This is a genomic window from Bifidobacterium sp., assembly GCF_051876855.1.
Taxonomy (GTDB): domain Bacteria; phylum Actinomycetota; class Actinomycetes; order Actinomycetales; family Bifidobacteriaceae; genus Bifidobacterium.
This window is the reverse complement of the sequence record NZ_JBJEIH010000009.1, coordinates 3,392-17,648: the sequence shown is the minus strand read 5'-3', so window position 1 is coordinate 17,648 and position 14,257 is coordinate 3,392. Positions and strand designations below refer to the sequence as shown.

The following is a 14,257-nucleotide window of genomic DNA, read 5'->3' as shown; positions in this document are numbered from 1 at the left end:
GTTCCCACTGGTTGTACGACGCCAGCCATTGCGCCGCGGACTCGGCGTCCGAGACGCGCGACAGGGCGACGGCGGCCTTCCTCAGGCTTTTGCCCGCCTCGAGACGCGGCCTGAGGCCGGTCAGTTCGGTGATGTTCATGCACACGTGGAACAGGCAGCGCTGCACGCGCGTCGAGGGCCAGACCGTGCGCAGCGCCTTGAGCACGCCGCCTCCGCCGTCGCACACCGCGGCCAGCGGCGGCGCGGTCGTACGACCTGGTCGCCGACGCGCCGCAGGCGCTGTCCTTGCATCGCCACCTGGTCCTCCCGGCGCTGGTCGAACCGTTCTTCTTCATCATCCCGTGGCATTTGGGGCATCGTGGAGTGTCCGTTCCACCAATCTGGCACATTCGAACCGCCAGCATGCCTTGCGCCGCAACGGGTCTGTGCCGATTCCGGACACACATTCTGGCCGGGCTCGAAAGTGGCGGCATGAGGATTCGAAACCGCGACACGCCCGGCAGGACAACCCCTCACACCCGATTCCGGACACACATTTTGGCCAATAACCCCCGTTATCCTCCACAAACTGTTTACGCTGGAAGGCAGTTAGCGTCACCAGTTTGTGGAGTGTTTCGAGCGAATTCGTATCTGTTCGTTGTGCAATCGTGCGGTCACATGACGGGTAGATACCCTCGGGATTCTCGGTTGAATTGGTTATACCGGGCCGTTGTGTCATTGGGCGGTTGCATAGCGGCGGGATAGACGCCAGTATTTTGGACTCAGTCGATGTTTCTTTCCGCACTGCGATTGCGCAGTTGCACAGCAGACAGATACCACCGCAATCCGTAACCCCCGAATGCAGGAGTTGTCGGCGACTGGTTGGCGGTGCTGTCGACATGCCGTTTCGCAATCCCGACTGTGCGGAAACCCGGGGAATCTGTCGGTGGCTCGTAGCGCGTCATGGGCACCGAATCCGCGGAATATCGCCATGTTCTAGATGCACGTCAGTAGGAATCCCAGCCGTCAACGAAGATTTTTCATCTTGTTCTCCTCGGCGTGTCGCGATGATGAAATGGATATCAGACACGGCGACAAGGAACGGCCGTCTGTAAGAAACAAACGAGAAAGGCGCATGACATGAGCAACAACAACGGCAACATCAGCGACAACTCCATTAGCAATACCAGCGGCAATCTGGAACCGAAATGGGACGCCGAGGATTTCATCACCTTGCACAAGGACATGAGCATTGATGACATCCATGCGGCCATCGAGACTGAGCTTGCTGGATTCGGTGATTTCCATCTGCCGGTGCAGGTGTGTGATTTCCGTGCGTCCACACCAAAGAACGAACAGCAGATCGTGTTTTCGTTCAAGGGCGACCAGTGGAAGCCCATGGACGTGTGGTCTCCTGAGGACGCCCGCATCTTCGAGCAGTTTGCCGGAATCTGCCTTGCGGCAAGATTCCAGATTGATGATTCTACAGGTGAGCCCGGCATGGAGCTTGACAAACGTGAGAGTTTCGGCGACGGTGTGCTGTTTGGTGAGGACGCTTCGACGCGAAGAATGCTGCGCACCGGCATTGACGATCCATTGAAAGGAGTATACGGTCTGGCGGTCACCCCGTTGAACGCCATTATTCCAATCACCGATGACGCCGTCATCAGATTCCGTTCTATTGCCAACGGTCGTTGGAATTGCATCGATATCTTCTCTGGGGTGCAGTGGCGTCATCGGCATCGCAAGTATGCGATGTTCTATCGCCACGACAAGAAGGACGAGCCGTTGATCCGGCGCAGCATCGAGCTTTATGAGCAGCAGTTGCGGATGCTCATTGTCACCGGTGCGAACCCGAAACTCGCGCTGGCCAATTAGCAATCGGCGTGGACGCGGTGGCTTGTGCCTGTCGTTGTGATGAACCAGTCACAAGCCATGGAATACTGCAATGCGCCATATGAATCACGCACTACGTAAGAATCACAAATATAATTCGCCGCTGGCCGGGTATCGGCGACGGCGCTTATGGAAAGGGGATACTATGACAACTCACAACATGCAGGGAATGCAGGAACAGACACGCCTCGATGTGCAGCGGGAAGCTGATACCGAGCCGATTGTGCAACCAGTCGGACCGGATTTCCTCGATTTCGGGGCTGGCGGCGACCGACATGGATGCGACTGGGATGAGTCGATCTGCGATGAGACGGCCACACACTACACGCACTGCATATGCGGCGACCCGGATTGCGAGTCGGACCACATCCAGTATTACTGCGACCGTCATTACGCTTTGACGCTTGCGCTTAGGTTGGATCATTTGCGTGAATGCAAAGGATATGAACATGACGAGCCGTGCGAGGACAATCGCGTGGTCACGCTCATGCATATCTCTGATTTTGGCCCACTGGCGGCCTGACGGGCGGAAGAGTCGCACACCTCGATGACATGCTGACACGAGGGAAAACAAACGATAAAGCCAGTTTCCGGTGCGTCCTGCTGATTGAAAAGCACCGGAAACCGGCTGGAATGGAGAAAGAGAGGAAGATGTTACTCGTTACCGTAACGCCGCGCTAGCTGCAAACCGGCTCGTAGGAGTTCGTCACGCACCGATTGCGGGGATTCGACCCGCACATCGGCGAGTGCGTACTGCAACGCCCACCAGATAATGCCCAGCTTGGGACTGCGTACGCTGACCCGGTAGTGGAATGCCTGGACCCCTTCGTGGTCATCATCAGGGTCAAAAGGCCCGTCGACACGTTCGACCTTGGGGTTGTCGAACCATTCATACACATTGGTGAGCACGCCCGGTCCGATGCTCATGACCACGTCAACCAGTGTGCCCATGGTCATGTGCGGGCGTTGTCTGGCGAATGCGACCGCGTCGAACCGGGGTGCGCCGGTCAGCTTCCGCGGCAACCCGTTCTCGTCCCAGGTATCGGCGGGTACGGCGATTCGCGTGCTGGTGATCCGTAGATCGCGGATACGATTGACAGCGAAACAGAATAGGTTGGTGTGATTCTCATTCTGGTCGGTGTTCTGGGGGACTGGGCAATTGTGGAAGTGCCCGAGCAGATAGTACCTGCCCTTCTTGTACACCATGTTGTATGGATCGAACACATAGCGTCTCGGTTTGCCGGTCCGGCGGTCCAACCGCTTGACCAACCTGCCGTGCTCGTCATAGTCGCAGTAGGAGAAATCAACGGCCAGCTGGTTGTTCATGGCCTCGGTGATTTTCTCGATTGTGGCAAGGAACTCCCCGTTGATGTGCTCGTAGCCGTCGATGGAGATGTCCGGCAGGTCCTTGGAAGGGGCGCTGCCTCCGGCAAGCTGATACAGGCCAGAGATGACCCCTTGGAGTTCCTCCGGATCAATCCGGGAGAGCATCAGGCTGTCTTCGAGCAGACGCACCTCGGAAGGAGAGAGCACCGGTGCCATATACCAACGGCTGTCGTCGCTTTCTTCGTCAGTGGATGTCTCGCCGTCGTCTGCACGGCGGACCTCGCGGCCGAGAATGCGCGTGTATTCAAGGTATTGCAGCTGGTTGACCACGGTTTGTCTGGAAGGCGCCTTGTAGAAGGAGTTCTGGCGGTTATCGGCCTCGAGCAGATCGATGATGTCGTCAGGCGTCAGTGGGTGGTCGTCGCTGCTGTGCCTCCATAGTGTCGCGAATACGTCCATCAAAGGGTTCGCAGCGCGGGTGTCGCGGATTTCCAGCGCTGACCGCCAGTCGTCAGCGCTTCGGATAGTGTCATCAGATGTCGTCATGGTATCCCTTCCCAATTGTGATGTAATCGCTCCTCGTTGATCCCTACTCCAGTATGCCATAAAGCGTCTCGGCGCATGACGGTCAATCTGATACGCGACTGGCGTCGGCAGACGATTGGCGGTAGACGAGTGGCGACGGAAGGATGGCGGTGACACGTGGGCTGGTTGCGGCACGCGGGACTGTGACATACGGGGACTGGCGGCGAAAGACAGCCGGCGGCCATATGCTGCTGGCGGGGCATAGCAGATGGCAGGGTCTCTCTCAATTCCGCTCTTCGCCGTGTCTTCTTGCTGAATGACTACAATGAGTTTCGTCAATGGCGTTCCTACACAATGGGAACTGTTCGAAGGAGAACACACATGGTATACCGAATGATTTTTAACCAGACCGCATATTTTGGCCGTGGCGCAATCCGTGAGATACCTGTAGCCGCCAAGGCGCGCGGGTTCAAGAAGGCGTTCATCGTCACCGACCCGGTGCTACTGGAAACCGGCACCGTGGCGAAAGTGACCGCAGTACTTGACGAGGCTGGTCTGCCGTATGAGATCTTCGACAATGTCAAGCCAAATCCGCCGGTTGAATGCATTCAAGACGGCGTGAAGAAATTCGCTTCCGCAGGAGCCGACTTCCTCATCGGTCTCGGCGGTGGCTCGCCGCAAGACACGTGCAAGGGCATCGGCATCGTCACCGCGAACCCGGAGTTCGCCGACGTGCTGTCCTTGGAAGGCGTGGCGGACACCAAGAACCCGTCCGTCCCGATTTTCGGCGTGCCCACCACAGCCGGTACCGCGTCGGAAACAACCATCAACTATGTGATCACAGATACCGCTAACAAGCGCAAGTTCGTGGCGGTCGACCCACATGACATCCCGGTTGTCGCCTTCGTCGACCCTGATTTGACCGACTCCATGCCCCGCGGGCTGAAAGTCGCCACCGGTCTGGACGCGCTGACCCACGCGATTGAAGGCTTCATCACGCCTGGCGCGTGGTCGTTGTCCGATTGCCTGTCCATGCAGACCATCCGCATGGTCGCTCAGAACCTTGCCAAGAGCGCCGACGGCGACAAGGCAGCAGGTGAGCAGATGGCGTACGCCAGCTACATCACCGGCATGGCATACTCCAACGTTGGGCTCGGTCTGGTACATGGCATGGCGCATCCGCTCGGCGGACGGCTTGGCGTTGCTCATGGCGTGGCCAACGGCATTCTGCTCGCCCCGGTTATGGAATACAACAAGGACTTCACCGGCGAAAAGTACCGCGATATCGCGCAGGCCTTCGGTGTCGCGGACGCGATGACCGGCGATCTGGAAACTGTGCGTGAGGAAGCGGTCCAGGCAGTGCACCAGCTGACCGTTGACCTTGGCAATCCGACCAAGATCTCGCAAGTCGGAGCCACTGAAGCCGACCTCAAGCCGCTCGCACATGACGCATTCCACGACGTGTGCACACCGGGCAACCCGCGCAAGGCGACCGAGGAAGACATCCTCGCGATTTACACGTCGCTGATGTAACGGCCATCATGGCACGCCTGCCAAGGTAACAGCAGTCATCACGACAGCAGCCACGGTGACGGCTGTGCCATGATGGGACGCGACACGCAGGGCAAAGGTCATCGCGGGATTTATGGTCGCAGAACCAATTGCGCGACTTGCACCGGCTCATGACTTGCACCGGCCCAAAATACACAAACTGGTTACGCTGAGATACCTCCCAGCGTAACCAGTTTGTGTAATGGGACGGGGGCGGATTCCGTTCGTACCGACGACGGCTGCGTGTTAGACGGCTGCGTGCCAGACGGCTGTGTACCTGCGACTGTTGTATTCCGCCGACCGCAGTCGTGCCGCCGACCGCAGTCGTGCCGGATCGTTGCGTGCCGGCGATTGCCGTCCTGCCGGACCGCTGCGTGTTGCAGCCGCCACCCGCCAGACTGCTACTGGTCCGAGCCTGCCAGCGTCAGTGTGCTGCCGTCGGATTCGGGCTGGCCGTCCGCATCCGCGTCGGCTTCGTCCTGCTCGTCGCGCTTGGCCACGTCAAACTGCTCTTTCAACCACAGCCGCTCCGCCGGATTGATGTCCATACGATCGAGATACCGCTGATACATCGGGTACAGGGTGTGCATCCACGGGTACAGCGCATACAGTGTATGTTCCGGCTTGCGTTTGCGCCAATGGTCCGGATGAGCGGCGAAAGTGTTGCGGAAACGGTTCATATAATTGCGGAACGACGTGAACGACGTGTCCATGCGCCGCGCGGAAATGCCACAGATCATGCGCTGGCAGTACACGGTTTTCATCGAGCGACCGAGCAGATGCAAGGAAACGTCGATATCCTCATGCATCACGTCCTCGCGGTCGTGACACACCTCGTTCGCGATCTGCCGCCATGCGCTCGCACGCAACGCCATATTCGATCCGAACAGCAGCACCTGGTCTCCGTCCGCCCGGTACATGTGCCGGCGCACGCTGTCATCGCCGCGCAAACCGACGCGTTTGGCGGGCATATCGTAGTAGACGACCGGGCCGGTCGCGCCCATCGCTTCGGGATCCTCGGTGAAAATGCCCGAGACCACTTCGACCCAGTCAGGCTTGAGCATGCAGTCGGCGTCCACGCGGCCCAACACGTCGCCGGTGGCATGGTTCAGCCCGTAATTACGCGTCGGGATGAGCCCCTGCTCATCATCCTGATGCAGCAGGCGGACCGGGGCATCAGGATGTTCTTCCATGAACTGCTTGACAATGTCGACGGTCGCATCGGTGGACCGGTTGTCCACCACAATCACCTCATGCGGCATCACCGTTTGACGGGTTGCGTTCGTCAGACAGTCGGCGATGCGATCCTCCTCATTCCATGCGGGAATGACAATCGATACGGTTAGCATGCTTTCTAGGATAGGCAAGGACGTCTACAGTGCCCTCGCCGCGCCGAGCGCCACGCATGCCGACAACTGTCGGTGCTTCGTGTCGCCTATGTAGAATGGGGAGCCATGAGCCAACAAGAGGAACCGCAAATCGATCTTGCCTCGGTCTTCCCGCAAAAGGGCGACCCCCGGCGCCCGCCGGAATGGTGGGGGCGCGGGCTCTTCTATGCTGCGATCGCCGTGTTCCTCGCGGTGTTCGTCTGGAAGTCGTGGGGCAAGGTCGACACCATTGTCCTTGACATCGTGGTGTCGGTGTTCATCGCGCTCGCCATCGAACCGTTGGTGATCAAGCTCATTCGCCACGGCTGGAAGCGTGGGGCGGCGTCCGCCGTGAGCCTTATCGGGGTATCCGTCATTGTGATTGCGTTGATGGTGCTGTTCGGCAACATGTTCGTCCAGCAGGTCATCTCCATGGTGCAGAGCGTGCCCGCATATTATGACCAAATCACCGACTTCGTATCCAAGGAATTCGACTTCCAGCTGCCGCAGATGGAAAATCTCGGCAACGAAGTGATGAAGAACCTCAAGACCTCATGGCTCACAGACGTCGCCGGCCAGGCCTACAACACCACGGTCGGGCTGTTCGGCTTCCTGTTTAACCTGCTTACGGTGCTCATGGTCACGTACTATGTCTCAGCCGCAGGCCCTCGCGTCCGCCGCAGCCTGTGCCAGTGGCTCGGCCCGTCCACCCAGCGTCGTTTCCTGTTCGCCTGGACCGTCGTGCAGGATCAGATTTCCGGCTTCCTGTTCTCCCGCACGATTCTCGCGGCCATCAACGCCACATGCACTGCGATTTTCCTTGATGTGATCCATGTGCCGTATTGGCTGCCGCTCGCGCTGTTCTGTGGCCTCACTTCGCAGTTCGTGCCTACGATCGGCACGTATCTGGGCGGCGCCCTGCCGGTGATTTTCGCTTGGGCGTCACACGGGCCGACGTATGCGGTGATTGTGGTGGCGTTCATCGTCGTATACCAGCAGATCGAAAATCTGATCTTGTCTCCGAAGATTTCGCAGCGCACCATGGATTTGAACCCTGCAATCGCCTTCCTGTGCGTGCTGATTTTCGGCTCGCTGTTCGGCGCTCTTGGCGCTTTCCTCGCGTTGCCGATTACCGCCAGCCTGCAAGCCATTTTCCGTGCGTGCACGAAACGCTATGACTTGATTGATTCCCCGCTGATGAACGATCCGGAGCCGAAGAAGAAATCCAAGGTCGTCGAAGGCGCAGAGGCATTCAGCGAGCATGTCATCAAACCGATGAGCGAGCGTATGCCCCGCGTGGCGCAAAGCTCCGGCTCGCATGTTCCGGGGGGTAAGGAACTGCGTGAATTGCAGGAGCAGATGTACCAGCATACTTCGGAAACCACACCAGGTGACGATGTCCCGACCGTGGCGATTCCCAAGGGCGTGATCACCCCCGAAGCCAAACCGCTTAAGGGCACCGACGAAGCCGAATACCATCAGCATGGAGTCTTCGGTGCGCCGGACCGCGATGTTGATGCGGAGCCTGAAGTTCACGTGGCGACTGAAGCTCCTCAGACACGTGAAGCTTCCCAGACACGTGAAGCTCCCGGGACGCGTGATGCCACCGTAGCTTCTGAGCCTTCCAAGACCGCCGACAACCCGAAGTCTCCGCACCGTGCGCAAGAACGCGCCCAATCCGATGACAATCCCAGAAAGAAGTGGCACTGATGGTCCTGCTGTCCGTCCTTGATGTTCTCCTGATGATTCTCGGTGGCGCCGGACTGGTGTACCAGGCAATCTGTGTGGTCGCCTCGCTGTTCGCCAAGCAGATCACCTTCCCTGACGCGCCCATGGATACGCGGTATGCGGTGCTGATTTCCGCCCGCAACGAGGAAGCCGTCATCGGCAACCTCATCAATTCGATCCGCTCACAGACCTATCCTTCACAACTGGTGGATATCTGGCTGGTGGCGGACAATTGCACCGACAACACCGCGGGACTGGTCCGTGATATGGGATGCCACGTCGTCGAACGCTTCAACAAGGATCAGGTCGGCAAAGGCTACGCGTTGAGCTATCTGCTGGATCATATGATCAACGAAGGCGTGACCGACCGTTATGACGCATTCTTTGTATTCGACGCGGACAACCGCCTTGACAAGCATTACATCGAGGAGATGAACAAGGCGTTCCATGCCGGATTCAAAATCCTCACCAGCTACCGCAACTCTGTCAACCTTGCCGATAACTGGGTCTCTTCGGGGTCCGCGCTATGGTTCATCCGCGAATCGCGATTCCTCAACAACTCGCGCATGCTGTTCGGCTCGAGCTGCCATGTGGGTGGCACGGGGTTCATGTTCTCCCAGGAAATCATGCGCCGCAACCGTGGATGGAAGTTCCACCTGCTTACCGAAGACCTTGAATTCAGTATGGACTCTGTGCTTCACGGCGACCGGATCGGCTACTGCGGCACCGCGATCCTCTACGATGAGCAGCCGGTCACTTTCGGGCAGAGCTGGCGTCAGCGTCTGCGTTGGAGCAAGGGATTCCTGCAGGTGTTCCGCTATTATGGTCCGGCGCTCATCAAGCGTGCGGTGCGCGAACGTGACTTCTCTTGCATCGACTTCACCCTGGTGCTCTGCCCGTTCATGGTGCTCGGCATCGCCAGGTTCCTGCTGGGCTGCCTGTTCGCGGCATGCGGGTTCGTCACATGGCAGAGCCAGCTGAACTCGATTGGCGGTTGGACCTACGGCATCGTGCTCGGCGTGCTGGGCATGATGGGACTTGCGGCATTGACCTGCGTCGCTGAACGCGGGCAGATCGGTGCCACTAACAAGGAGCTGTTCGCCTACGTGCTCAGTTTCCCAATCTATATGCTCAGCTATGTACCGATTTCCTTCCAAGCGGTGTTCTCGAAAGCCGAATGGAAGCCGATCGAGCACCGGGGCAAATAACCGACAGGCGGCTGCGGCTGTCACCACACCGCTGCCACGCAGGTCGCACGACGACATCCGGAAAGCCCCTGCTGACACGTTCAGCGTGGGCGCTAAGCTAGGTCTGCACCGGCCCGCCTGCAAATCACGCGGGATAACCAAGGTGAAATGACCGTCCGACGGAAGGAGTGCGTGGTGGGAGCACGGGTGGAGCTGCGCAAGCAAAAGCGGACGCAAACGAGCCGGCTGTTGCGCATCGCCGTATCATCCGCCGTGACCATGCTGCTGGTCATCGGCTACGCCATCGGCGATATGACTGACATCCTGCCCGGAGTGCTCACCTTGTCCGACGTCTCCAATCCCTCCTATGCGAGCCCGCAATCCGCACGCGCGGCATCGGTCCTCACCGGCAAAGCCGACAGAACACGTGCCATTGACGCCACCGCTGCACAGCAGTTGATCGACACATTCGCCGCGGATCCCAGCGTCGGAACTGATTTCTCCATCGTCATCGCGGATGCGAAAGGCACTGTCGTCGCGAGCCATGAGCCACAAGCCCAGCGCGAGCCGGCATCGACCATGAAAACATTGACGGCGCTCGCCGCCGCTTCGGTTCTGGACATGGGCTCAACACTGGAGACAGGAACCTACCTCGAAGGCAGCGGGCAATCCGCCACCATTTATCTCAAAGGCAGCGGGGACATGCTGCTGGGCTCCGGAGAAAGCGACCCCAATCATGTCAACGGGAGGGCGGGCTTGGGAACGCTCGCGAAAAACACCGCTGCGGCGCTCAAACAACGAGGTATCACATCGGTCACGCTGAAATACGACGATACGGTGTTCGCCGATCCGCGCTACCCGGCGACCATCGCGCAGAACAACCCGGGCAATATGTATTACACGGCGGTGTCTTCGATGGCGGTTGACGGCGGGCGCCAATGGACCGCCGATGACAAGCACGACCCCGACCTGTTCACCAGTTATCCATTGCTTTCCATGACTCCCGCGGCAGATGCGGCATCGACATTCGCACAGCGCCTTACGCAATACGGCATCACGGTGAACGGCAGCCCGTCCGCACAGCGTGTGCCCCAGGGGCTGTCTCCGATTGCGACCGTCCAGTCCGCGACGCTTGCCGAAATCATGGCGTTCACATTGCGACACTCCGACAACACGCTCGCTGAGGAATTCGGCCGTCTGTTGGCCAACGCGACCGGCAACGAGAACAGTCCCACCGGGGCGACTACGGCCGTCAAACAGGAGCTCGACAAACTGGGCGTGTCTACCAACGGGCTTGTGATGGCCGACTGCTCCGGCCTGTCCGACGGCTCAAGGCTCACTGCCACCACGTTGGTGGAGGTCCAGGAGCGCAATGTCAAGATTGGCGCGGCGGTGGCACAGGCGGAAGGCCTGTCCATCCCCGGACTCGTCGGCACGGCGAAGACCCGTCTGACCGACCAGTCGGTGGCCGGCCAGTTGCGCGTGAAAACCGGCAGCCTCGCACAGGTCACCTCAATGGCGGGCAATGTATCCCGGACCAAAGGTGGGTTGCTGTCCTTCGCCGTGATCGTCAACAATCCAACGAATCTGTATTCGGCACGAATCGCCATCAACACGTTCATGAGCTCGTTGGCCGGGCTGTAAAGGGCTGTAACGGGCTGTAAAGATCATATAGGGCTGTAGAGAGCAGAGGCTGTAAGGAGTCGGTATGGCATACACAGCAACCTTGAAATCCGCCATCGGCCAGCTGCGCGGATGCTTGGAACGGGCTGGCCTCGGACGGCAGGACGAACGATTCGCGCAGCACGGCACACACACTCCCGTGGGCGATGCGCCTCTCGTTCTGGTCGCATGCTCGGGCGGCCGCGATTCCCTGGCACTCGCCGCGCTCGCCCACATCGTGTGCGGAACCTTGGGATTGCGCTGCGGAGCTATGATTATCGATCATCGCATGCAGGAAGGGTCCGCCGGCGTGGCTACGCAAGCGGTGAGCACGTGTGTGGATTTGGGACTTGACCCGGTGATTATGCGCATTGTGCACGTCGATCCCGACGGCAACGGCCCAGAGGCGGCGGCTCGGGACGCCAGATACGAGGCGATGTTCGACGAGGCGCGCGCGTGCGGTGCGCGGGCCATTCTGCTCGCCCACACGAGGGACGACCAGGCAGAAACCATCATCATGGGGTTGATGCGTTCCGGCGGCGTCGACGTGTTGGACGGCATGCGCGAATGCACCCACCGGTATGACGACGTGATGTTGCTGCGTCCGTTCCTTGGCATCACACGGAAGCAGACGACTGCGATATGCCGCGATTTGAAAATCAGCTGGTGGGATGACCCGACCAATGGCGACCATATTCCTCCGGGGGAGCGGTTGCCGCGTAACTACCCGTTGCGTTCGCGGATCCGGCACGACTTGATGCCGTTGCTCGACGACATCGCGGGCGGCGACATGGCCGGTCATCTCGCCCAATACACCGATATTGCCGCCAGAGACCGGGATTATCTCGTTTCCCAGGCATGGGCCGCCTACGATTCCGTCGTCACGCCGGATGATACCGAAGGGAGCCTCGGGTGTTCGCTGGACGCGAGGGCGATGTTCTTCCTGCCTGCCGCAATCAGAATACGAGTGATTGCGATGGTGTGTGCGAATCTCGGCATTGACGCGTCAATACAGCACATCGAATCGATCGAGCGTCTCATCGTTGACTGGCATGGCCAGGGGGCGGTGTCGCTTCCCAGTGGTTACCAAGCTTTCCGCAAGAAACTCGTCATTCGCCTGTGCCAAGATAGTGGGCATGAAAATCGCTGATGTTCAAGACCAGATCGACCACGAGTTGATCAGCAAGGCAGATATCCAAAAGAAAATCAATGAGGTCGCGGCGAGGGTGAGCGAGGACTACCGCGACAAGAACCCTCTGCTTGTCGCCGTGCTCAAAGGAGCGGTCAACACCATAGTCGCTTTCTCACAGGCGATGAGCATCCCGGTGCAGATGGATTTCATGAGCCTGTCCAGCTATGGGTCGGGAACGTCAAGCAGCGGCACGATTACGGTACGCCAGGATTTGTCGACGGATGTACGCGGCCGCAACGTGCTCATCGTTGAGGACATCGTGGATTCCGGGCGTACGCTCGCATGGTTGGTCGAGGAACTCAAGCGCCGAGGTGCACAATCCGTGGAGGTCTTCGCGCTGTTGGAGAAGCCGTCCCGTCGTGAAGTCGACGTGCAGGTAAAGTACAAGGGGTACGAGGTCCCTGACGAGTTCGTCGTCGGATTCGGCCTCGATTATGACGAACGCTTCCGCAATCTCGATTCGATCGCGGTGCTGAAGCCGGAAGTATACCAAGGAGAACAGGCATGAGCTATCCGCAAGGCCCGCAGCAGCGGCCGCCTATGGGCGGAAACAACGGCAATCCATTCCGCCGTGGCGATTCCGATAACTCGCCGAAGGGAGGCAACGGGGATCACCCGTGGTGGCAGTCCCCTTGGCTGTGGGTCGTGGTGCTGGTGCTGCTGACCATCGGCGCGTTCCAACTCTTCGCCTCCAGCGGCACACAGACCATCAACACGCAGGACGGTCTGAAACTGCTTGAGGACGGGCAGGCCACTTACGCCGAAGTGATCGACAACCGGCAGCTGGTCAAGCTTGAGCTCAAGAACGACTACACGAAGACCGACGCACAGGGCAAGACGCATAATTACGGCAAGAACGTCCAGTTCTACTACACCTTCGCCCAAGGCGCGGATATCATCAAGGCCGTGCAGAAGGACGACCCGAGTGACGGCTGGACCTCCAACATGCAGCAGACGAGCGCGATGTCCTATCTCATCACGTCCATCCTGCCGTTGGTCATTTTCCTGGGGCTCCTGTGGTTCATGATGAGCCGCATGAGCAACGGCATGCTCGGTATGGGCGGGCGCAAGAACAGCGGAAAGCTGCTCGAAGGACAGACCCCGAGCACCCGGTTCGCCGACGTCAAGGGTGAGGACGCTGCACTGCAGGAGGTCGAGGAAATCAAGGACTTCCTCAAGGATCCGTCCAAGTACAAGGCCCTGGGTGCCCGCATTCCTCGCGGTGTGCTGCTCTACGGTCCTCCTGGAACCGGTAAGACGCTGCTCGCGCGCGCCATCGCAGGCGAGGCGGGCGTGCCGTTCTACGCGACTTCCGGCTCGGACTTCGTTGAGATGTTCGTCGGCCTCGGCGCCTCCCGTGTGCGCGAACTGTTCGACGAGGCGAAGAAGAACGCCCCGGCCATCATCTTTATCGACGAAATCGACGCTGTCGGCCGTAAGCGTGGCTCTGGTATGAGCGGCGGGCATGACGAACGCGAGCAGACCCTCAATCAGCTGCTCGTCGAGATGGACGGCTTCGACAACGATACGAACCTGATCATCATCGCCGCGACGAACCGCCCCGATGTGCTTGATCCCGCGTTGCTGCGTCCGGGGCGTTTCGACCGTCAGGTCGCCGTCGAGGCTCCGGATCTGGAAGGCCGCGAGGCGATTTTGAAGGTCCATGCCAAGGGCAAGCCGTTCGTGCCGGACGTCGACCTGCATATGGTCGCCGTGCGTACGCCTGGCTTCACGGGCGCCGATCTGGCGAACGTGCTCAACGAGGCCGCGCTGCTGTGCGCCCGTGCCGGTGCCCAGCTGATTGACAACCGTGCCATCGACGAGGCCATCGACCGTGTGCAGGC

At 59.5% G+C, this 14,257-nt stretch carries 11 protein-coding genes and 2 pseudogenes; 9 read left to right on the top strand and 4 right to left on the bottom strand.

What is annotated here, in order from left to right:
- Positions 1-244: pseudogene (locus ACI38B_RS00295) on the bottom strand (transposase); the annotation flags it as partial.
- A 28-nt stretch (positions 245-272) separates the two neighbouring features.
- Positions 273-389, bottom strand: a pseudogene (locus ACI38B_RS00290) (transposase-like zinc-binding domain-containing protein); the annotation flags it as partial.
- Between the two features lie 730 nt (positions 390-1,119).
- Here ACI38B_RS00290 and ACI38B_RS00285 point away from each other — a divergent pair.
- Complete coding sequence (locus tag ACI38B_RS00285) at positions 1,120-1,857, top strand: hypothetical protein (RefSeq protein WP_439729046.1); 738 nt, start codon at positions 1,120-1,122, stop codon at positions 1,855-1,857.
- 163 nt (positions 1,858-2,020) lie between these two features.
- Positions 2,021-2,398: a hypothetical protein gene (locus ACI38B_RS00280; protein ID WP_439729045.1), complete on the top strand. Its 378-nt coding sequence runs from the start codon at positions 2,021-2,023 to the stop codon at positions 2,396-2,398.
- A gap of 131 nt (positions 2,399-2,529) precedes the next feature.
- Here ACI38B_RS00280 and ACI38B_RS00275 read toward each other — a convergent pair whose 3' ends face one another.
- Positions 2,530-3,747 carry a helix-turn-helix transcriptional regulator gene (locus tag ACI38B_RS00275; protein WP_439729044.1) on the bottom strand — a complete coding sequence of 406 codons (1,218 nt, stop codon included), beginning with the start codon at positions 3,745-3,747 and terminating at the stop codon, positions 2,530-2,532.
- A gap of 360 nt (positions 3,748-4,107) precedes the next feature.
- On the opposite strand from ACI38B_RS00275, the gene fucO reads away from it, so the two are divergent.
- Positions 4,108-5,259, top strand: coding sequence for a lactaldehyde reductase (fucO, locus tag ACI38B_RS00270; protein ID WP_033506221.1), 1,152 nt, complete (start codon positions 4,108-4,110; stop codon positions 5,257-5,259).
- Between the two features lie 419 nt (positions 5,260-5,678).
- Here the strand turns inward: fucO and ACI38B_RS00265 are convergent, their stop codons facing one another.
- Positions 5,679-6,626 carry a glycosyltransferase gene (locus ACI38B_RS00265; protein ID WP_439729043.1) on the bottom strand — a complete coding sequence of 316 codons (948 nt, stop codon included), beginning with the start codon at positions 6,624-6,626 and terminating at the stop codon, positions 5,679-5,681.
- 105 nt (positions 6,627-6,731) lie between these two features.
- On the opposite strand from ACI38B_RS00265, the gene ACI38B_RS00260 reads away from it, so the two are divergent.
- The 6 genes from ACI38B_RS00260 to ACI38B_RS00235 form a co-directional block, all read left to right on the top strand.
- On the top strand, positions 6,732-8,354 hold the full coding sequence (locus ACI38B_RS00260; RefSeq protein WP_439729042.1) for an AI-2E family transporter: 1,623 nt from the start codon (positions 6,732-6,734) through the stop codon (positions 8,352-8,354).
- Complete coding sequence (locus tag ACI38B_RS00255) at positions 8,354-9,580, top strand: glycosyltransferase family 2 protein (protein WP_439729048.1); 1,227 nt, start codon at positions 8,354-8,356, stop codon at positions 9,578-9,580. Before ACI38B_RS00260 ends, ACI38B_RS00255 begins: the two co-directional genes overlap by 1 nt.
- A 147-nt stretch (positions 9,581-9,727) precedes the next feature.
- A complete protein-coding gene (gene dacB / locus ACI38B_RS00250; protein ID WP_439729041.1) occupies positions 9,728-11,203 on the top strand; it encodes a D-alanyl-D-alanine carboxypeptidase/D-alanyl-D-alanine endopeptidase in 1,476 nt (491 codons plus the stop codon).
- A gap of 64 nt (positions 11,204-11,267) precedes the next feature.
- Entirely contained in the window at positions 11,268-12,371 is a 1,104-nt protein-coding gene (tilS, locus tag ACI38B_RS00245) for a tRNA lysidine(34) synthetase TilS (protein ID WP_439729040.1), read from the top strand.
- A complete protein-coding gene (gene hpt, locus ACI38B_RS00240) occupies positions 12,358-12,921 on the top strand; it encodes a hypoxanthine phosphoribosyltransferase (protein ID WP_439729039.1) in 564 nt (187 codons plus the stop codon). Before tilS ends, hpt begins: the two co-directional genes overlap by 14 nt.
- On the top strand, positions 12,918-14,257 hold a 1,340-nt coding region (locus ACI38B_RS00235; RefSeq protein WP_439729038.1), incomplete at its 3' end, for an ATP-dependent metallopeptidase FtsH/Yme1/Tma family protein. The genes hpt and ACI38B_RS00235, both read left to right, overlap by 4 nt.